General features: G+C 57.7%; 18 protein-coding genes and 1 riboswitch. Of the genes, 14 read left to right on the forward strand and 4 right to left on the reverse strand.

The annotated features are described in order from the left end of the window. A partial coding sequence (locus LDK53_RS15715) for a hypothetical protein (protein WP_225287553.1) occupies nt 1-123 on the reverse strand: 123 nt, incomplete at its 3' end. Between the two features lie 142 nt (nt 124-265). Here LDK53_RS15715 and hpxU point away from each other — a divergent pair. From hpxU to hpxK, 7 genes are all read left to right on the forward strand, one after another. Next, nucleotides 266-1,105 (forward strand): MurR/RpiR family transcriptional regulator HpxU, encoded by an 840-nt coding sequence (gene hpxU, locus LDK53_RS15720; RefSeq protein ID WP_025755910.1) that lies wholly within the window; start codon nt 266-268, stop codon nt 1,103-1,105. Between the two features lie 191 nt (nt 1,106-1,296). Further along, nucleotides 1,297-2,079 (forward strand): transporter substrate-binding domain-containing protein, encoded by a 783-nt coding sequence (locus tag LDK53_RS15725; RefSeq protein ID WP_225287547.1) that lies wholly within the window; start codon nt 1,297-1,299, stop codon nt 2,077-2,079. 4 nt (nt 2,080-2,083) lie between these two features. Further along, the gene (locus LDK53_RS15730) at nt 2,084-2,749 is read left to right on the forward strand and encodes an amino acid ABC transporter permease (protein ID WP_025755908.1); all 666 of its coding nucleotides are present in this window, start codon (nt 2,084-2,086) and stop codon (nt 2,747-2,749) included. Further along, complete coding sequence (locus tag LDK53_RS15735) at nt 2,749-3,405, forward strand: amino acid ABC transporter permease (RefSeq protein ID WP_072051467.1); 657 nt, start codon at nt 2,749-2,751, stop codon at nt 3,403-3,405. The genes LDK53_RS15730 and LDK53_RS15735 overlap by 1 nt, the downstream gene beginning before the upstream one ends. Continuing rightward, entirely contained in the window at nt 3,386-4,123 is a 738-nt protein-coding gene (locus LDK53_RS15740) for an amino acid ABC transporter ATP-binding protein (RefSeq protein WP_023327069.1), read from the forward strand. The genes LDK53_RS15735 and LDK53_RS15740 overlap by 20 nt, the downstream gene beginning before the upstream one ends. A gap of 13 nt (nt 4,124-4,136) precedes the next feature. Further along, nucleotides 4,137-5,378, forward strand: coding sequence for a pyridoxal-phosphate-dependent aminotransferase family protein (locus tag LDK53_RS15745; RefSeq protein WP_225287548.1), 1,242 nt, complete (start codon nt 4,137-4,139; stop codon nt 5,376-5,378). A gap of 17 nt (nt 5,379-5,395) precedes the next feature. Next, nucleotides 5,396-6,610, forward strand: a complete 1,215-nt coding sequence (hpxK, locus tag LDK53_RS15750; protein WP_263643484.1) for an allantoate amidohydrolase — start codon at nt 5,396-5,398, stop codon at nt 6,608-6,610. Here hpxK and LDK53_RS15755 read toward each other — a convergent pair. Continuing rightward, nucleotides 6,607-7,722, reverse strand: coding sequence for an ABC transporter ATP-binding protein (locus LDK53_RS15755; RefSeq protein WP_128339181.1), 1,116 nt, complete (start codon nt 7,720-7,722; stop codon nt 6,607-6,609). The genes hpxK and LDK53_RS15755 overlap by 4 nt on opposite strands. A gap of 321 nt (nt 7,723-8,043) precedes the next feature. On the opposite strand from LDK53_RS15755, the gene LDK53_RS15760 reads away from it, so the two are divergent. The 6 genes from LDK53_RS15760 to LDK53_RS15785 all read left to right on the forward strand — a co-directional run bounded on the left by LDK53_RS15760 (nt 8,044) and on the right by LDK53_RS15785 (nt 15,160). Next, nucleotides 8,044-9,258 carry an extracellular solute-binding protein gene (locus LDK53_RS15760; RefSeq protein ID WP_225287550.1) on the forward strand — a complete coding sequence of 405 codons (1,215 nt, stop codon included), beginning with the start codon at nt 8,044-8,046 and terminating at the stop codon, nt 9,256-9,258. Nucleotides 9,259-9,315: 57 nt separating this feature from the next. Continuing rightward, the gene (locus tag LDK53_RS15765; protein ID WP_095451685.1) at nt 9,316-10,620 is read left to right on the forward strand and encodes a carbohydrate ABC transporter permease; all 1,305 of its coding nucleotides are present in this window, start codon (nt 9,316-9,318) and stop codon (nt 10,618-10,620) included. 11 nt (nt 10,621-10,631) lie between these two features. Next, nucleotides 10,632-11,483, forward strand: coding sequence for a sugar ABC transporter permease (locus LDK53_RS15770; RefSeq protein ID WP_025755901.1), 852 nt, complete (start codon nt 10,632-10,634; stop codon nt 11,481-11,483). 2 nt (nt 11,484-11,485) lie between these two features. Continuing rightward, on the forward strand, nt 11,486-12,688 hold the full coding sequence (locus LDK53_RS15775; protein ID WP_225287551.1) for an arabinogalactan endo-beta-1,4-galactanase: 1,203 nt from the start codon (nt 11,486-11,488) through the stop codon (nt 12,686-12,688). A gap of 29 nt (nt 12,689-12,717) precedes the next feature. Then, nucleotides 12,718-14,775, forward strand: a complete 2,058-nt coding sequence (locus tag LDK53_RS15780) for a beta-galactosidase (protein ID WP_225287552.1) — start codon at nt 12,718-12,720, stop codon at nt 14,773-14,775. 142 nt (nt 14,776-14,917) lie between these two features. Continuing rightward, complete coding sequence (locus LDK53_RS15785; RefSeq protein ID WP_013097212.1) at nt 14,918-15,160, forward strand: PTS transporter subunit EIIB; 243 nt, start codon at nt 14,918-14,920, stop codon at nt 15,158-15,160. 104 nt (nt 15,161-15,264) lie between these two features. Here the strand turns inward: LDK53_RS15785 and LDK53_RS15790 are convergent, their stop codons facing one another. Further along, on the reverse strand, nt 15,265-16,530 hold the full coding sequence (locus tag LDK53_RS15790) for a maltoporin (protein WP_025755897.1): 1,266 nt from the start codon (nt 16,528-16,530) through the stop codon (nt 15,265-15,267). Between the two features lie 269 nt (nt 16,531-16,799). Here LDK53_RS15790 and LDK53_RS15795 point away from each other — a divergent pair, with 269 nt between their 5' ends. Then, nucleotides 16,800-17,876, forward strand: coding sequence for a LacI family DNA-binding transcriptional regulator (locus LDK53_RS15795; RefSeq protein ID WP_025755896.1), 1,077 nt, complete (start codon nt 16,800-16,802; stop codon nt 17,874-17,876). A gap of 42 nt (nt 17,877-17,918) precedes the next feature. Here the strand turns inward: LDK53_RS15795 and LDK53_RS15800 are convergent, their stop codons facing one another. Continuing rightward, nucleotides 17,919-18,920: a magnesium transporter gene (locus LDK53_RS15800; protein WP_045284640.1), complete on the reverse strand. Its 1,002-nt coding sequence runs from the start codon at nt 18,918-18,920 to the stop codon at nt 17,919-17,921. A gap of 61 nt (nt 18,921-18,981) precedes the next feature. After that, nucleotides 18,982-19,151, reverse strand: a riboswitch (M-box (ykoK) riboswitch). Nucleotides 19,152-19,199 lie beyond the last annotated feature (48 nt).

Genomic DNA, 19,199 nt, shown 5'->3' on the forward strand with positions numbered 1-19,199 from the left:
CGCCGCCGCCGCCACCATCGCTTCGATGGCGCTGCCGCCTTCGCGCAGCACCGCCAGCGCGCTCTGGCTGGCAAGATGGTGGGGCGCAACGGCCATTCCGCGTGTGGAAACATTACTGTGCATGAAAAGTCCTCATAACCCTGAAGGTCACAAGGCGCTGCAAAAGTTGTTCCAGTTCTGAAAGAAAAGTTTCAGTAAACTGGCACGTATCATGATACGTATAATGAAAAGCAAAATGTGATGAAACAAAAGTTACAGAGGCGCTATGGAACAGTTAGATGAACGTCTGAAAGCACAATACCCGTCGCTGTCGCCGCAGGAGCAGCGGGTGGCGGATTTTATTTTCGATCATTTTGACGACCTGATCGGCTACAACAGCGCCGAGCTGGCGCAGCTGAGCGGGGTGTCAAAAGCGACCGTCAGCCGTCTGTTTAAGCGCCTGGGCTATGAGAAATATAAGGACATGCGCGATGAGTTGCGCACCCTGCGCCAGAGCGGGATGCCGCTTACCGACAACCGCGACGCGGTGCAGGGCAACACGCTGCTGGCGCGCCACTACAAGCAGGAGATGGCGAACCTGACCCAGTGGGTCAATGCCCTCGACGCGCAGCAGTTTGCCGAGGCGATGGCCTGTATGGTGAAGGCGCGTCGCATTGTCATCATCGGCATGCGTAACGCCTATCCGGCGGCGCTGCACCTGCGCCAGCAGCTGTTGCAGGCGCGCGGGCAGGTGCTGGTGCTGCCGCAGCCGGGGCAGAGCCTGAGCGAGGAGCTGGTGGATTTAACGCCCGACGATCTGGTGGTCATGATGGCCTTTCGCCGCCGCCCGCGCATTATCCGCCCGCTGATGCAGCAGCTTCAGAGCAGCGGCATTCCGGTGCTGCTGATGTGCGAGCCGCAGGCCCACAGCCTGTTTCCGCTGGCGAGCTGGCAGCTCTGCGCCCCGCTGGACAGCGTCTCGGCCTATGACAGCTATTCGTCCGTCAACAGCCTGATCAACCTTCTTTCAAATGCCTTGCTGCATGAGATCCTCGATAAGGGCCGTCCGCGCATTCACGAGATTGCCTCTCTCTACCAGCAGCTGGACGAACTGGAACAACGATAATGGGGCATCAGGCTGGTGCTTTGCATTGAAATGGTGCAGAACGGCGGGGCGAAAATGAGGCGCATTTTCGCCCCGTCCGCGTTTTATCAGGCATTAACAGAAAATTCTCCGCGCTGCGTTACTTGGCACATTAGTTGCAAAAACACATTCAAAGAATCTTTTGTTTCATGTTAACGTTACGGGGAAGCACCATGAAAAAACTGTTAATTGCACTGGCCGGGGCCGTCTGTCTGTTCACCAACCTGCCGGTAAAGGCTGACCAGCTTCAGGATATCGAGAAGCGCGGCATTATTCGTATCGCCGTACCGCAGGACTTCCCGCCGTTTGGATCGGTGGGGACCGATCTCCAGCCGCAGGGCTATGACATCGACATGGCGCGCTACCTCGCCAGACAGATGAAGCTCAAGCTGCAGCTGGTCCCGGTGACCAGCGCTAACCGCGTGCCGTACCTGCAAACCGACAAGGTGGACCTGGTCATTTCCAGCCTCGGGAAAAACCCGGAGCGCGAGAAGGTGATCGACTTTAGCCGCGCCTACGCGCCGTTCTTCCTCGGCGTGTTTGGCCCGAAAGGCGCCGAACTGAAAGATGCTGCCGCCCTGAGCGGAAAAACCATCGGCGTGACGCGTGGAGCAGTGGAGGACATGGTGCTGACCAGCGTGGCGCCGAAAGAGGCCAACGTAAAACGCTACGAAGACAATAACACCACGCTGTCGGCGTATCTCTCCGGGCAGGTGCAGTACGTGGCGACCGGCAACCTCGTGGTGGCGGCCATTTCGCGTCAGAACGCGGCTAAAGCCCCGGTGCCGAGCTTTATGCTGAAAGACTCGCCGTGCTTTATTGGTCTCAAGAAGAACGAACCGGCCCTGAAGGCAAAAGTGGACGCGCTGATTGAGCAGGGTATTAAGGACGGCACGCTGAACGGCTTGTCTGAGCAGTGGCTGAAGGCTCCGCTGCCGGCAAACCTTGGCGCCTGAGCCGATGACGGAGCAACTTGATTTCTCCGCGCTCTGGCCGCACTGGCCGGAGCTGCTGGCGGGGCTGTGGGTCACCATTCAGCTAACGGTGCTGGCGACCGTGGGCGGGCTGGCGACAGGTATTTTCGGGGCGGCGATCCGCAGCGGACGCCCAACGTGGTACAGCCGGATCTGGGGTGGGTACGTCGAGATCATCCGCAACACGCCGTTCGTGGTGCAGCTGTTTTTCATTGTCTTCGGCCTGCCGAATCTGGGGCTGAAGATGACCGCGGGGGAAGCGGCGCTGCTGGCGATGGTGGTGAACCTCGGCGCGTACAGCACCGAGATTATCCGCGCCGGGATCCAGGTGACGCCGAAAGGGCAATGGGAGGCCGGACGCGTGCTGGGGTTGACCCGCCTGCAGACCTTTATCCGCGTGGTGCTGCCGCCCGCGCTGCAGCGCATTTACCCGGCACTGGTGAGCCAGTGCATTATTGTGATGCTCGGCTCGTCGGTGGTGTCGCAGGTCTCGTATGAAGAGCTGACCTTTGCCGCCAACCTGATCCAGTCCAGAACGTTTTTGAGCTTTGAGGTTTATCTGGTGACAACCGGGATTTACTTAGCGCTGTCGATTACCCTGCGCCAGCTGATGATGGCCGCAGGACGCAAATGGCTGGGGGTACAGGCATGATGACCACCTTTACCGACTGGGACATTATTCGCAACCTGCTGCTGGCCGGGCGCTGGACGGTGCTGCTGTCGCTGGTGGCGTTCGTCGGCGGCGCGGTGGTAACGCTGCCGCTCCTGCTGCTGCGCCTGACGGGCGGACGCACGGTGAAGCGCATTATCCGCGGCTATATTGAGCTGTTTCAGGGCACGCCGCTGCTGATGCAGCTGTTCCTGGCCTTCTTCGGCGTGGCGCTGTTTGGTATTGACGTTTCGCCGTGGACCGCCGCCTCGCTGGCGCTCACGTTCTACACCAGCGCGTTTTTACTCGATATCTGGAACGGATGCATTCGCGCGCTGCCGAAGGGGCAGTGGGAGGCGTCGCGATGCCTGGGGCTGACCTTCGGCCAGACGCTTTATCGGGTGGTTGCTCCGCAGGCGCTGCGGATTGGGATTGCCCCGACGGTCGGTTTTGCCGTGCAGGTGATCAAGGGTACCGCGCTGGCGTCAATTATCGGCTTTGTTGAGCTCACCAAGGCCGGGACCATGCTGACCAACGTGACCTATCAGCCGTTTAAGGTCTTTGCGCTGGTGGCGCTCGGCTACTTTATTCTGTGTTATCCGCTGTCGCGCTACAGCCGCTATCTGGAGACGAAATTCAATGCCTCTCATCACCATTAATCAGGTGCAGAAGTACTACGGCGATAACCACGTGCTCAAGGGCGTCGATCTGGATATCGACATGGGCCAGGTAATCTCCATCATCGGGCGCAGCGGATCGGGCAAAAGCACGCTGCTGCGCTGCATTAACGGCCTGGAAGGCTATCAGGATGGCAGCATCAAGCTGGGCGGCATGACCATTACCGACCGGGATTCCCAGGCGCGTGAAATCAGCCGCTCGGTCGGGATGGTCTTCCAGAGCTTCAACCTGTTCCCGCACATGACGGCGCTGGAGAACGTGATGCTCGCCCCGCGCCGGGTGCTGAAAAAAAGCGCCGCCGAATGCCGGGCGCTGGCGCAGCAGATGCTGGAGAAAGTCGGCCTTGGGGACCGTCTGGATTACTACCCGTCGAGCCTCTCCGGCGGCCAGCAGCAGCGCGTGGCGATTGCCCGGGCGCTGGCGATGTCGCCGAAAGTATTGCTCTGTGACGAGATCACCTCCGCGCTCGACCCGGAACTGGTGGGCGAAGTGCTCAAAGTGCTCGAGCAACTGGCGGCCGAAGGGATGACGCTCATCCTGGTTACCCATGAAATGAATTTCGCCCGCGAAGTGGGCGACCGCGTGGTGTTTATGCACCAGGGGAAAGTCTGGGAGCAGGGCGACAGCAAAACGCTGTTTGCCAACCCGCAGACCACCGAACTGAAGCAGTTCATCTCCTCCGTGCGCGGCCTCAACTGATAAGGACTGAACAATGGATATCGCACACTTTCCGCAAATCAATCCGCCGCAGCGCCTGCTGATGGGCCCGGGCCCGATCAACGCCGACCCGCGCGTGCTGCGCGCCATGTCGAGCCAGCTGATTGGCCAGTACGACCCGGCCATGACCCACTACATGAACGAGGTGATGGCGCTTTATCGCGGGGTGTTCCGTACAGAGAACCGCTGGACGATGCTGGTGGACGGCACCTCCCGCGCGGGGATTGAAGCGATTCTGGTCTCCGCCATTCGCCCCGGTGATAAAGTGCTGGTGCCGGTGTTTGGCCGCTTTGGTCACCTGTTGTGCGAAATCGCCCGCCGCTGTCGGGCAGAGGTGCATACCATCGAGGTGCCGTGGGGCGAGGTGTTTACCCCGGACCAGATAGAAGATGCGATTAAACGTATTCGTCCGCGCCTGCTGCTGACCGTCCAGGGCGATACCTCCACCACCATGCTGCAGCCGCTCGCGGCGCTTGGCGAGATCTGCCGCCGTTACGATGTGCTGTTTTATACCGATGCCACCGCGTCGCTCGGCGGCAACGCGCTGGAGACCGACGCCTGGGGGCTGGACGCGGTGTCAGCCGGCATGCAGAAGTGTCTCGGCGGCCCGTCCGGCACGTCGCCGATCACCCTGAGCGCGCGGATGGAGGAGGCGATCCGCCGTCGCAAATGCGTTGAGGAGGGCATCCGTACCGACGCCCACCGCGACGGCGACGAAGAGATGATCTACTCCAACTACTTCGATCTCGGCATGGTGATGGACTACTGGGGGCCGGAGCGTCTGAACCACCACACCGAAGCGACCACCGCGCTGTTTGGCGCCCGCGAATGCGCGCGGCTGATCCTGCAGGAAGGGCTGGATAACGGTATCGCGCGTCATAAGCTGCATGGTGACGCTTTGCTGAAGGGCATTCAGGCGATGGGGCTGGAGACCTTCGGCGACCTGAAGCACAAGATGAACAACGTGCTGGGGGTGATGATCCCGCAGGGGATCAACGGCGACCAGGTGCGTAAGCTGATGCTGGAAGATTTCGGCATCGAAATCGGCACCTCGTTTGGTCCGCTGCACGGCAAGGTGTGGCGCATTGGCACCATGGGCTATAACGCACGCAAAGACTGCGTGATGACCACCCTCTGCGCACTGGAGTCGGTGCTGAACTACCTGAAGTTCGCGACGACGCAGGGGGCGGCGATGCAGGCCGCGTGGGATCACTATCGCCGCGAGACGCCGCTGTGAGCCCGGCAGAACGGGTGATGGCACGTGCCGACGCGCTGGCCGCCATCAGCGAAACCCCGGACGGGCTGACGCGGGTGTATCTCTCCACGCAGCATCTGCAGGCCAACCAGCTTGTTGGAGAGTGGATGCGCCAGGCGGGCATGACCGTCTGGCAGGACACCGTGGGCAATATCTGTGGGCGCTATGAAGGCCAGCAGGAGGGGGCGCAGGCGGTGCTGCTTGGATCGCATCTGGATACCGTGCGCAACGCCGGGCGCTACGACGGCATGCTCGGGGTACTCACGGCCATCGAGGTGGTGGACAGCCTGCATCAGCAGGGCGTGCACCTGGCCCAGGCGATTGAGATTGTCGGCTTTGGTGACGAAGAGGGGACCCGTTTTGGTATCACCCTGCTGGGCAGCCGCGGTCTGACGGGAACCTGGCCGCAGGGCTGGCTGGAGACCTGCGATGCCCAGGGCATCAGCGTGGCGCAGGCGATGGTGCAGGCTGGGCTCGACCCCACCCGCGTGGCGCTGGCGGCACGCCATCCGCACGATTTCAGCGCCTGTCTGGAGCTGCACATCGAACAGGGGCCGTGCCTGGAGCAGGAGGGGCTGGCGCTGGGCGTGGTGGAAGCCATCAACGGCGCGCGCCGCCTTAACTGCCGCTTCACCGGCGAGGCCGGGCACGCCGGTACCGTGCCGATGGCTCACCGTAAAGATGCCCTGGCCGCCGCCGCCGAATGGATGGTGCTGATTGAAAACACCACCCGGCAAGCCGGCGGCAATCTTGTGGCGACAGTGGGGGAGTTACGCTGTCTGCCCGGTGCGGTTAACGTCATTCCCGGCGAGGTTGCGCTCTCGCTGGATATTCGCGGCCCGCAGGATGCCCCGCTGGACGCGCTACTCGCTGAACTGCTGGCGCAGGCGCAGGCCATCGCTGCCCGTCGCGGGTTACGTTTTGGCGCCGAGGAGTTTTACCGGATCGCCGCCACGCCGTGCGATGCGCGTCTGCAGCATCTGCTGGGGGACGCCGTTGAATCGGTGCAGGGGCGTACCGTGTCCCTGCCCAGCGGCGCCGGGCACGACACCATCGCCCTGGCAGAGCGCTGGCCGGTGGGGATGCTGTTTGTGCGCTGCAGGGGCGGCGTCAGCCATCATCCGGCGGAATCGGTGATGGCTGAGGATGTCGCGCTGGCGATTGAGGCGTTTGGGCGGGCGGTGAGAGCGCTGGCAGACGGTGGCGCGCGTTAAGCCACCGAACGCACCGCATCGTCGATATCTGCGCTTACCCGCACATCCTGCTCGTCAAACACCATGCAGTGACGGTCGTCAAACGCCACGTCTATCTTCTGCCAGGGCGCGAACTTCACGTCGCCCGGCAGCAAGATCTTCACGTTGTCATGGCCGTAGCATTGTCCAAACAGGTAAGTGTTATTCCCCAGCCGTTCCACCACTTCACAGTTAAATTCCAGCGGCGTGCCGCGCTTAACGTCGGTGGTTAAATGTTCCGGACGAATGCCCAGCGTGACATGGCTGCCCGGCTGCAGCGGTGTGGTGGTTATCGCGAGCGTGAGCGACTTCTGCTGTGACAATCTGACGGTGAGCTTGCCCGGCTGCCAGGCTTCGACGGTGGCAGGCAGAAAGTTCATCTTCGGAGAACCGATAAACCCGGCGACAAATTTATTCGCTGGTTTGTAATAGAGATCCATCGGCGCACCCATCTGCTCAACCTTGCCATAGTTCATGACCACGATTTTGTCCGCCAGCGTCATCGCTTCTATCTGGTCATGTGTCACATACACCATAGTGGTTTTCAGCTCCTGGTGCAGTCGGGCGAGGTGCAGGCGCATTTCGACGCGCAGTTCAGCATCCAGGTTTGAGAGGGGTTCATCGAACATAAAGACGCGCGGGTTACGCACGATGGCGCGACCAATCGCCACGCGCTGGCGCTGCCCGCCGGACAGTTGTTTAGGTTTACGGTCCAGCAGGTGTGAGAGCTGCAGCGTTTTTGCCACCATCTCTACCTGATGGCGGATCTGATCTTTCGGGACTTTATTCACCTTCAGACCGTAGCCCATGTTTTCAGCGACGGTCATATGCGGATAGAGTGCGTAAGACTGAAAGACCATCGCCACGCCCCGGTGAGAAGGGGCGACGTCATTCATCACCTCATTACCGATTAAGACTTCACCTTCGCTAATCTCCTCCAGACCCGCAATCATGCGCAGCAGGGTCGATTTACCGCAGCCGGAAGGGCCAACAAAAACGGCAAATTCCCCGTCTTCAATCTCCAGATTCACGTTGTGTAAGGTAACGGTGTCGCCAAAGCGCTTGGTGACATTCCTCAATTGTATGTTCGACATCAGTGTTCCCCGAGTATATCGCCAGTTATGTTTTACGTATAACAATTGTGTTTAACATGGCTGGACGGTGCAATTTGTCTGTGTTGACTATAACTTCCAGTATTCATGGGCCCTATACAGATATTCCATTAATGTTATGACGATCACACAACTCGCAGTTTTTTGTAGAGTTATCATGATGTGAAGGGTAGCGTATACCAAACCAAAGGCATTTGATGTCATACGTGCAGCATCAGATTCAATGCGTTATTTGATGAGGTGAGTAAGGCGTTTGATGCGATAACAACCATAAAATTGTTATACCTTCACATGGGGTTGAACATGAAAAAGAACATTCTCGCTGCGCTTATCCTCTCTACGCTCGCGATGCAGGTCCACGCCACCACGCAGCTTAACGTCTGGGAAGACATCAAGAAGTCGTCCGGCATAAAGGATGCGGTCGCCGACTTTGAAAAACAGTACGACGTTAAGGTTAACGTGCAGGAAACGCCTTACGCCCAGCAGCTGGAAAAATTACGCCTGGACGGCCCGGCAGGCATTGGCCCGGACGTGCTGGTTATTCCTAACGATCAGCTGGGCGGTGCCGTGGTGCAAGGGCTGCTGGCCCCTCTGAATCTGGAGGCTAAGCAGACGGAACAGTACACCCCGGCCTCAATCAATGCCTTCAGAATGGATAATGCCCTCTACGGCGTGCCGAAAGCGGTCGAGACGCTGGTCCTGATCTACAACAAAGACCTCATCGACAAGCCCCTGAACTCACTGCAGGACTGGTATGACTTTTCGAAACAGCAGCGCGCGAAAAACCAGTACGGCCTGCTCGCCAAGTTCGACCAGATTTACTACAGCTGGGGGGCAATCTCCCCGATGGGCGGCTACATCTTCGGTCAAAACGACAAAGGCGGCTATAACGCCAGCGACGTTGGCCTGAACAAACCGGGTGCGGTAGAGGCCGTAACGTACCTGAAAAAATTCTACGCCGACGGGATCTTCCCTGCCGGGATAGTCGGCGACAACGGTCTGAACGCCATCGACTCTTTGTTTACCGAGAAGAAAGCGGCAGCCGTGATCAATGGGCCGTGGGCATTCCAGCCGTATGAAGCGGCAGGGATTAACTATGGCGTTGCGCCGCTGCCAGTGCTGCCGGACGGCAAGCCTATGAGCTCTTTCCTTGGGGTGAAAGGCTACGTGGTCTCCACGTGGAGCAAAGACAAAGTGCTGGCGCAGAAATTTATCGAATTTATTAACCAGCCGCAGTACGTCAAAACCCGCTACGTTGCCACGCGCGAGATCCCGCCGCTGACGGCGATGATCGACGATCCGATTATCAAGAACGATGAAAAAGCGAGTGCCGTCGCGGTACAGGCCGCGCGAGCCTCCGCCATGCCGGGAATTCCGGAGATGGGCGAAGTGTGGGGGCCAGCCAACGCCGCGCTGGAGCTGAGCCTGACCGGCAAACAGGATCCTAAAGCCGCGCTGGATAGCGCAGAGAAACAGATCCAGATGCAAATCGAAGCCATGCAGGCCAGCAATCAGTAATGTTCTGACGTCGCCGAACGGGAGGCTGCTCTCCCGTTTTTTTGAAAGGAGTTGTCTGTGAGTATCATCCCGGAAAATTTTGCCAGACCGCACGGGGCCGGGCGTCATGCCTGGACTGGCCTGCTGCTGGCGGTTATCCCTGGCTTCGGTCAGTTCTACCATCGCCAGTGGCTGAAAGGGGGCATCTTCCTGGTGCTGCTGGCCAGTTTTATCGGCGTATTTGCCGATTTTCTGCGCGAGGGGCTGTGGGGGCTGGTGACGCTGGGCGAGGAGGTGCCGCGGGACAACTCCATCTTCCTGCTGGCTGAAGGGATCATCAGCGTATTGATTGGCGCGTTTGGCGTCGTGGTGTATGCCCTGTCGATGCGGGATGCGTGGGTCAATGGCCGTAAACGTGATGAAGGCTTACGGCTGAACAGCGTGCGCAAGCAGTATCAGATGCTGCTGAGTGACGGCTTCCCGTATCTGATGATCACCCCTGGCTTTATCCTGCTGGTGTTTGTGGTGGTCTTCCCGATACTGTTCGGCTTTGCCATTGCGTTTACCAACTACAACCTGTACCACACGCCGCCGGCTAAGCTTGTAGACTGGGTCGGGTTTAAGAATTTTATCAATATCTTCACGCTCTCGATCTGGCGTTCGACCTTCTTCGACGTGCTGCAGTGGACGGTGGTCTGGACCCTGCTCGCCACTACGCTGCAATGTTCGGTAGGCGTGCTGCTGGCCATCCTGGTCAACCAGAAGGATCTGCGCTTTAAACCGCTGATCCGCACCATTTTCATTCTGCCGTGGGCGGTACCGGGTTTTGTCACCATTCTGGTGTTTGCCGGGATGTTCAACGACTCCTTTGGGGTGATCAACAACGCCATACTGGCCTTCTTCGGCATTGCGCCAAAAGCGTGGATGACCGATCCGTTCTGGACCAAAACGGCGCTGATTATGATGCAGACCTGGCTCGGCTTCCCGTTTGTTTTCGCCATGACCACCGGCGTGCTGCAGGCCATTCCGGACGATCTCTACGAAGCGGCGACCATGGACGGTGCCAGCAGCGCGACGAAGCTGCGCACCATCACGCTGCCGCTGGTGCTGTACTCGATTGCGCCGATTCTGATCACCCAGTACACCTTCAACTTCAATAACTTCAACATCATCTATCTGTTCAATAACGGCGGACCGGCGGTGGTGGGGTCGAATGCGGGTGGGACGGATATCCTGGTGTCGTGGATCTACAAACTGACGATGTCCTCTTCGCAATACGCGATTGCGGCGACCATCACTATTTTGCTGTCGATCTTTGTCGTCGGGCTGGCGCTGTGGCAGTTCCGCGCCACGAAATCGTTCAAAAATGACGACATGGCGTAAGGAACGTAACAATGGCTCAATCACAAAGTATTAAACGTGAGAAGTGGGTACGCCTCTCGCTCTCCTGGCTGGTTATCGCGCTGGTCTCGACAATCATCATTTACCCGCTGGTGTGGACGGTCGGCGCGTCGTTTAACGCGGGGAACAGCCTGCTGAGCTCGTCGATTATTCCCGAGAACGTCTCGGTGCAGCATTATGCCGACCTGTTCAATGGCCAGGTGAACTACATGACCTGGTACTGGAACTCGATGAAAATCAGCTTTCTGACCATGGTGCTGACCTTAATCAGCGTCAGCTTTACCGCCTACGCGTTTTCGCGCTTTCGCTTTAAAGGACGCCAGAACGGGCTGATGCTGTTCCTGCTGCTGCAGATGATCCCGCAGTTCTCGGCGCTGATTGCCATCTTCGTGCTGTCACAGTTGCTGGGTCTTATCAACAGCCATCTGGCGCTGGTGCTGATCTACGTAGGCGGCATGATCCCGATGAACACTTACCTGATGAAAGGCTACCTCGATGCCATCCCGAAAGATCTGGATGAATCCGCGCGCATGGACGGGGCCAGCAACTTCCGGATTTTTATCGAGATCATCATGCCGCTTTCGAAGCCGATTGTGGCGGTGGTGGCGCTGTTCTCCTTCACCGGGCCGCTGGGAGATTTCATCCTCTCCAGCACCATTTTGCGCACCCCGGACAAATACACCTTACCCATTGGGCTTTATAACCTGGTGGCACAAAAAATGGGTGCCAGCTACACCACCTACGCGGCAGGCGCGGTCCTGATTGCGGTGCCGGTGGCAATCCTCTACCTGGCGTTACAAAAATACTTCGTCTCCGGCCTGACCTCCGGGAGTACCAAAGGATGATCATGAAAAGACTCAAACCCGCTTTGCTCGCCGTTTGCCTCTCATGTGGCCTTGCCCCGAGTGCGTTTGCTGCCGACGCGGTAAAAACGCGTCCCTTTAACGCCATGCCGGCGGATTTTATTAAGGGGGCGGATATTTCGACCCTGCTGGAAGCAGAACAACACGGCGCGAAATTCTATAACCAGAACGGCCAGCAGCAGGACGCGATTGCTATCCTCAAAGCCAACGGCGTGAACACCGTGCGCCTGCGCCTGTGGGTTGACCCGCAGGATGCGGATGGCAATACCTACGGCGGCGGCAGTAACAACCTGGAAAACACGATTGCGCTGGCGAAGCGCGTGAAGGCGCAGGGGCTGAAGCTGCTGCTCGACTTCCACTACAGCGATTTCTGGACCGATCCGGGCAAACAGTTCAAGCCAAAAGCCTGGGAGAAGATGGACTACCCGCAGCTTAAAACGGCGATCCATGACTACACCCGCGACACCATTGCCCGTTTTAAGAAAGAGGGCGTCCTGCCGGACATGGTGCAGATCGGTAACGAAATCAACGGCGGCATGCTGTGGCCGGAAGGAAAAAGCTGGGGGCAGGGCGGCGGCGAATTTGACCGCCTGGCCGGGCTGCTCACTGCCGCCATTGGCGGGCTAAAGGAGAACCTGACCGACGGCGAGCAGGTGAAAGTCATGCTGCATCTGGCCGAAGGCACCAAAAATGACACCTTCCGCTGGTGGTTTGATGAGATCACCAGGCGCAACGTGCCGTTCGATATCATCGGCCTGTCGATGTACACCTACTGGAACGGCCCGATAAGCGCGCTGAAAGCCAATATGGATGACATCAGCAAGCGCTATAACAAAGATGTGATTGTGGTGGAAGCGGCCTACGGCTATACGCTCGACAACTGCGATAACGCTGAAAACAGTTTCCAGGCGAAAGAAGAAAAAGACGGCGGCTATCCGGGCACCGTTCAAGGTCAGTACGATTATATTCACGATTTAATGCAGGCCGTTATTGATGTTCCGGACCAGCGCGGCAAAGGCATCTTTTATTGGGAGCCGACCTGGATTGCCGTCCCGGGCACCACGTGGGCGACCAAAGCCGGCATGAAATATATCCATGACGAATGGAAAGAGGGGAATGCCCGTGAGAATCAGGCATTATTTGATTGCCAGGGAAAAGTGCTGCCATCAATAACGGTATTTAAATAATTTTTATCTCCATTCAGGACGTTTTCAATATGAATAAATTTGCGCCTTTAAGCCCAAAGGTCGCGGCGTTATTGCATGGCGCCGACTATAACCCGGAGCAGTGGGAGAATTACCCCGGTATTATTGAGCAAGATATCGCCATGATGCAGCAGGCGAAATGTAATATCATGTCGGTGGGCATATTTAGCTGGGCGAAGCTGGAGCCGCGTGAAGGGGAATATGATTTTGCGTGGCTGGATAATATTATTGAAAAACTCTATGCGGCAGGTATTCATATTTTCCTGGCGACGCCAAGCGGCGCGCGTCCGGCGTGGATGTCGCAAAAATACCCTGAGGTACTGCGCGTCGGGCGCAACCGCGTGCCCGCGCTGCATGGAGGCCGTCATAACCACTGCATGTCATCCCCGGTCTACCGCGCGAAAACGCTCAAAATAAACGGCTTGCTGGCAGAGCGTTATTCCCACCATCCGGCGGTGCTGGGCTGGCATATCTCCAATGAGTACGGCGGTGAATGCCACTGTGATCTGTGCCAGGCACGCTTCCGCGACTGGCTGAAAGCGCGTTACAAAACTCTCGACGCGCTGAACCACGCGTGGTGGAGCACCTTCTGGAGCCATACCTATACTGACTGGTCGCAGATTGCGTCCCCCGCGCCGCAGGGAGAAGTGTCGATTCATGGCCTGAACCTCGACTGGCGTCGCTTCAATACCGCGCAGGTGACCGATTTCTGCCGCCATGAAGTGGCCCCGCTAAAAGCCGCGAATGCTGAACTGCCGGTGACCACCAACTTTATGGAGTATTTCTACGACTACGACTACTGGCAGCTTGCGAAGGCGATCGACTTTATCTCCTGGGACAGCTACCCGATGTGGCACCGGGAGAAAGACGAAACGGCGCTTGCCTGCTACACCGCCATGTATCATGACATGATGCGCAGCCTGAAGGGCGGTAAGCCCTTCGTGCTGATGGAGTCAACGCCGAGCACCACCAACTGGCAGCCAACCAGCAAGTTGAAAAAGCCGGGGATGCATATTCTCTCGTCAATGCAGGCGGTGGCGCACGGGGCGGATTCAGTGCAGTACTTCCAGTGGCGTAAAAGCCGCGGGTCGGTGGAAAAATTCCACGGCGCGGTTATCGACCACGTGGGCCATCTGGATACCCGCGTCGGGCGCGAAGTGACGCGCCTGGGCGAAATGCTGGCCCGCCTGTCGGGTGTGGTCGGTTGCCGTACCGAGGCCCGGGTGGCGATCGTCTTCGACCAGCAAAACCGCTGGGCGCTGGACGATGCCGAAGGTCCGCGCAATATGGGAATGGAGTACGAAAAAACCGTCAACGAGCACTATCGTCCGTTCTGGGAAAAAGGCATCGCGGTGGATGTCATTGACGCTGACGGCGATCTGAGCCAGTACGCGCTGGTGGTGGCCCCCATGCTTTACATGGTACGCGAAGGATTTGCCGGGCGGGCAGAAGCCTTTGTGGCTAATGGCGGACATCTGGTGACGACCTACTGGACCGGCGTGGTGGATGAGACCGATCTCTGTCATCTGGGCGGTTTCCCCGGGCCGCTGCGCAAGCTGCTGGGCATCTGGGCAGAAGAGATCGACTGCCTGGGTGAGGGGGAGCGCAATCTGGTTCAGGGGCTGGCGGGCAACGCGGCAGGCCTGCAGGGGCCGTATCAGGTGCGGCATTTATGCGAGCTGATCCACGCGGAGTCCGCACAGGTGCTGGCGGCCTACCGCGATGATTTCTACGCCGGTCGCCCTGCGGTCACGGTCAACCGCGTCGGTAAAGGCAAGGCGTGGCACGTCGCTTCGCGCAACGATCTGCCGTTCCAGCGCGATTTCTTCGCCGGGATTATCAACGAGCTGGCGCTGCCGCGCGCCATCGAGAGTGAACTCCCGCCGGGCGTGGTCGCCACGGCGCGCACGGACGGCGAAACCAGCTGGGTGTTTGTGCAGAACTACACGGCACAGCAGCAGTACATCACGCTGCCACAAGGGTATACCGACTGCATGACAGACGCCGCCGCCGCGGGCGATACCGTGCTGCTGCCGTGGGACTGTCGGGTGCTCAGGCGTAAAGCGTAGTGCGGTTTTATTGCCGGGTGGCGCTGTGCTAACCCGGCCTTCCCAACCCGTAGGCCCGTGCAAGCGCAGCGCCGCCGGGCAAAAGGCAAAGAGCCTGCTCCACGAGCAGGCATTTTTTTATCTGCATAGAATGAGGCATATTATGGACAGTCAAATTACCCAGCGTTTAATTCCCGCGTTTGGCGGTGACGATAATATCGAACACGTCGAAGCCTGCATTACCCGCCTGCGCGTGACGGTTAAAGATTTAAATAAGGTTGACTCTGAGGCGCTACAGAATGAAGGGGCGCTGGGCGTAATTATTATCGGTCAGCAGGTGCACGCCATATTTGGCAGGCAGTCTGATGCCTTACGTCAGTTATTAGATGAACACTTTAATCAGTAAATATAAAAAAGGGATAGCCAAAATAATGGCTATCCCTGAGCAGAGATATACGCTGCAATTAGCTGGAGATACAATAACGATTAACGCATTTTAAAAATGAAGGTTTACCACCAGGCTTCGACCTGCACCCCAAAGTTCCAGGTATTATTCGCGGTGCCGTCCTCGAAGGATTTCCCTTTTTCGGAATCATTCAAGTAAGACGCAAACACACGCAGTTCCGGACGCGACATAAAGTCAGGGCCATCGGCCAGGCCGAGGGCAAGGGTGTATTTCTCGCCGCTTTGCTTGTAGTCAGACCCGTCGGTGTAGGTGTCTTTCTGGTAGAAACCACCCACTTCGCCAATCAGGCGGACATACTCGGTAAACTGGTACTGCGCGCGGCCGACAAGGGAAATCAGGCGCGATTTATCGGTATATTGCGTAGTGTCGTCCGCCGAACCCCAGGTCAACACGTGGTTGAAGGAGAGCTTGTCGGTAATGGGAATTAAGCCGGTATTGATCACGCGGTAGCCGCTTGCATCGTTCACATCGTTCCACATGTCGTACCAGCCGCCCCCCTGGGACACCATGTTCTGCGCCAGGCCTTTGTTGGCGTACTGCAACACCAGCTTGTTGTATCCTCCCAGCATGTCCTGGCTGATCTCGCCGGTTACCATCACGCCGTTGTCGGCCTCGTACAGCCCGCCGTACTCTTTCTGCTTGTTGGTCGGGTTTGGCATGGCGTAGTCGATGCCGACTTCGGTCCAGGCGCCTGCCCACGGTTTCCAGCCCGCATAGCGCAGATCGATATAGTTGATGTTCACGTCGTTATCACCGTCAACGCGGTAGTCCACGTCGTTGGCATCGCCGCGGATCCACGCCACGGAGACTGCGCCAGGGCCGAGCGTATAGTTCTCAATACCTGCGCCGGATCCCGAGATATTCCAGTATTTGGTGTCGATGATGTGCAGGTCGTGGCGCTGGTAATAGCGCTTCCCACCCCAGATCACCGCGTTGGGATCGCCCGGAATCAGCCCCTTGATCTGCAGGTTCAACTGACGCAGGCCAAACTGGGCATCGTCGCCAAAGGTGGTTTCGTTATCGTTAGAGCCGTCAGACACCATGCTTACCATGCTATCGAGATAAAAGCTTACGTCGTTCTTTTTATAAACCTCAGAGCCCAGTTCCAGCTCGCCGTAGGTATCGGCTTCGTTACCCAGACGGCCAATTTTATTCTTCTGCCACTCCTCCATCCCACCATCCCGTGAGACGCCCACGCCGGAGCGAAGATAGCCATGGAAATCAATCGGTACCGAAGACGCGGCAAACAGCGATGGAGACGCTAACGCGGCAGCCAGCGCAACGGATACAGAGCGGATCGTCGTGTTCATTGTTACCCTCTTATTGTTTTGTAATACGTTCACAAATCCGCTGTCATAAAATGCCTAAACCTTTTGTCTGGCAATTGCATGATCATAAATGTGTGATTAAGTGCAAATAAAATAGACAATTTTGTATCAGGTAATGAGATTTGTCGCAGGTTGTGTCATTGTGAGCGTCATACTTTTTGATGGTGTTGTGCCAGTGAAAAGAGGGCGGTAAGCGTTTTTTTCCAGCGCCCCTGTTACAATCAGCGCATAACAACATAAGGAACCGGACCATGAAGTCGAAAAGCGCAACGTTAGAGGACGTGGCACGCCATGCGGGCGTCTCCTATCAGACCGTGTCCAGGGTACTGAATAAATCTGCCAATGTATCCGACGCCACGCGTAGCAAGGTGGAGAAATCCATAGAGTTATTACGGTATGTGCCCAACCGCCTGGCTCAGCAGCTGGTCGGCAAACAGACCCAGACTGTCGGACTGGTGACGATTTCGCTCGCATTGCATGCCCCTTCTCAGGTGGCTGCGGCGGTAAAACGCTATGCGAATGTGGAAGGTTATCAGGTCCTGATTTCCATGATTGATGAGAACGTCAACCACAGTATTCAGGATTCTATCAACGAGCTGAAGTCCCAGCGGGTGAGCAAGGTGATCATTAACGTGCCGCTGGAGGCCGAAGAGGCGCAGAAAATCGCGACTGACAACGATGATATTGTCTGTCTGTTCCTGGATGTCGACCCGTACAGTTCCGTGTTTAACGTTTCGTTTAACCCGGCGGACGGCACCCGCGCCAGCGTTAAATACCTTTACGAACTGGGCCATCGCGACATCGCCCTGCTGGCCGGGCCAGAGTCCTCTGTGTCGGCACAGTTGAGGCTAAAAAGCTGGATCGAAACCCTGAAAGGCTACGGCCTGGAGCCCGCCTCGGTGATCCGCGGCAACTGGGATGCGCAGAGCGGGTATGCCGGTGCGCTGCAGATGCTGCGTGAAACGCCGCAGTTTTCCGCCGTGCTGGTGGGCAACGACCAGATGGCGCTGGGCGTACTGAGCGCCTTCCACCAGCAGCAGATTTCCATTCCGGGCGAGAAGTCGGTGATTGGCTATGATGACACTTACGAAAGCTCGTTCTTCTACCCGGCGCTGACCACGGTCTCACTGGATTTAGATCTGCAGGGTAAAGAGGCGGTGCGCCGCATTCTGGACAGCGGCGAAGATAATGCGTTGCGTATGTCCTCGATTTTACCTGCCCGTCTGGTGGTGCGACAGTCTACCGGGCCGAAAGGAGAGAAGGGGAAAAACCTCCAGGCGCTGGCCCAGCAGTTGCGTGAGATTGCGCATCAACTGGGTGATGTGTAGCACAGTGAGCACCGCAATCACGGGAAAGCGGTGCTCGCAAGATCACTCCAGCCCCAGCGTATATTGCGCGATTTTGAAGTAAATAATCAGCCCGGTACCGTCGATAAGCGTCGCGATAAACGGCGCGGAGACAACCGCCGGGTCAATGCCGCAGCGCTTGAGCACCATCGGGATCACGGACGAGACGATGGCGCTCCACAGCGTAATGCACACCAGCGTCAGGCTGACGATAAGCGTGATTTCCAGCCCAATACCCATCATCCAGGCCCGGATGCACCCGGCAAGGCCCAGCGTGGCGGCAATCATCAGCGACGTACTCATCTCTTTACGCAGCACGCGTCCGACATCGCGCAGGTGCACCTCTCCCAGCGCCATGGCGCGCACCAGCGTGGAGGTGATCTGGGTTCCGCTGTTGCCACCTGTGCCAATCAGCAGCGGGATAAAGAACGCCAGCGCGATGGCGGACTCCAGCGCCTCTTCGAAATGCTGAATGACCGAACTGGTGTAGGCTTCGGCGACAAACAGCAGCAGCAGCCAGACGGAGCGTTTTTTCCACAGATTAAAGGCGCTGGTTTCCAGATAGGGCTTCTCCAGCGGCAGCGTCGCCCCCTGAAGCTGGGCATCTTCGGTAACGTCATCTTCCAGCAGATGGGCGATTTCCCGTTCGGTCAGGCAGCCGACGAGCTTCCCGTGGGTGACCACGGGCACGACATCCGCGTCGCCGTGGGCCAGCAGTCCGGCAACGTCGGCACGTTCATCTTCCGGTTTGACCTGTAAAAATTGCGAAATCATCAGCGATTTCACCGGCTGTACCGTATCGGAAGTCTGCAGCAACTGGCGCACGGCAATCATCCCCGCCAGGCGGCCATGGTCTTCAATGAAAATATGCGACGGGATATCATCGTCTTTTAATTTTTCGAAGAATTGCTCGCGCGCCAGCGCCACGCATAATGAAATATCGAGGACGATAAAATCGGTATTCATATACTGCGCGATGGCGCTGTCATTGAATGTCGGGTTCTGGTTGTGAATAGCGTAAGACATAATGAATTCCCTTTGAATAATAAAAATCTCTCAGGGGCGAGCAAGACAGGGCATGTCGAAGAGGAGATCCCCACGTCCTGGGTTCAGCACTGTACACCGTATCCCGCGAGGGAAGTTATACTGACAAAGCCTTGATTCGACAGTGCCTGTTTTACCCTGTGCCGGTTCTCTCGAACCCACCAGAGCGATAACGTGTATTTGTACAGGAGCCTCGCCATAACGAGATCGTTGTATACCCGTCATACTTCAAGTTGCAGGTGCGTTGGCTGCACTCACTCA

The sequence above is a fragment of the Enterobacter sp. K16B genome (assembly GCF_020216105.1).
Lineage (GTDB): Bacteria > Pseudomonadota > Gammaproteobacteria > Enterobacterales > Enterobacteriaceae > Enterobacter > Enterobacter sichuanensis.

What these genes read in the sequence shown, in the direction of transcription:
- hpxU (WP_025755910.1), top strand. Translation starts at nt 266, where the DNA reads ATGGAACAGTTAGATGAACGTCTGAAAGCACAATACCCGTCGCTGTCG.
- LDK53_RS15725 (WP_225287547.1), top strand. Translation starts at nt 1,297, where the DNA reads ATGAAAAAACTGTTAATTGCACTGGCCGGGGCCGTCTGTCTGTTCACC.
- LDK53_RS15730 (WP_025755908.1), top strand. Translation starts at nt 2,084, where the DNA reads ATGACGGAGCAACTTGATTTCTCCGCGCTCTGGCCGCACTGGCCGGAG.
- LDK53_RS15735 (WP_072051467.1), top strand. Translation starts at nt 2,749, where the DNA reads ATGACCACCTTTACCGACTGGGACATTATTCGCAACCTGCTGCTGGCC.
- LDK53_RS15740 (WP_023327069.1), top strand. Translation starts at nt 3,386, where the DNA reads ATGCCTCTCATCACCATTAATCAGGTGCAGAAGTACTACGGCGATAAC.
- LDK53_RS15745 (WP_225287548.1), top strand. Translation starts at nt 4,137, where the DNA reads ATGGATATCGCACACTTTCCGCAAATCAATCCGCCGCAGCGCCTGCTG.
- hpxK (WP_263643484.1), top strand. Translation starts at nt 5,396, where the DNA reads ATGGCACGTGCCGACGCGCTGGCCGCCATCAGCGAAACCCCGGACGGG.
- LDK53_RS15755 (WP_128339181.1), bottom strand. Translation starts at nt 7,722, where the DNA reads ATGTCGAACATACAATTGAGGAATGTCACCAAGCGCTTTGGCGACACC.
- LDK53_RS15760 (WP_225287550.1), top strand. Translation starts at nt 8,044, where the DNA reads ATGAAAAAGAACATTCTCGCTGCGCTTATCCTCTCTACGCTCGCGATG.
- LDK53_RS15770 (WP_025755901.1), top strand. Translation starts at nt 10,632, where the DNA reads ATGGCTCAATCACAAAGTATTAAACGTGAGAAGTGGGTACGCCTCTCG.
- LDK53_RS15775 (WP_225287551.1), top strand. Translation starts at nt 11,486, where the DNA reads ATGAAAAGACTCAAACCCGCTTTGCTCGCCGTTTGCCTCTCATGTGGC.
- LDK53_RS15780 (WP_225287552.1), top strand. Translation starts at nt 12,718, where the DNA reads ATGAATAAATTTGCGCCTTTAAGCCCAAAGGTCGCGGCGTTATTGCAT.
- LDK53_RS15785 (WP_013097212.1), top strand. Translation starts at nt 14,918, where the DNA reads ATGGACAGTCAAATTACCCAGCGTTTAATTCCCGCGTTTGGCGGTGAC.
- LDK53_RS15790 (WP_025755897.1), bottom strand. Translation starts at nt 16,530, where the DNA reads ATGAACACGACGATCCGCTCTGTATCCGTTGCGCTGGCTGCCGCGTTA.
- LDK53_RS15795 (WP_025755896.1), top strand. Translation starts at nt 16,800, where the DNA reads ATGAAGTCGAAAAGCGCAACGTTAGAGGACGTGGCACGCCATGCGGGC.
- LDK53_RS15800 (WP_045284640.1), bottom strand. Translation starts at nt 18,920, where the DNA reads ATGTCTTACGCTATTCACAACCAGAACCCGACATTCAATGACAGCGCC.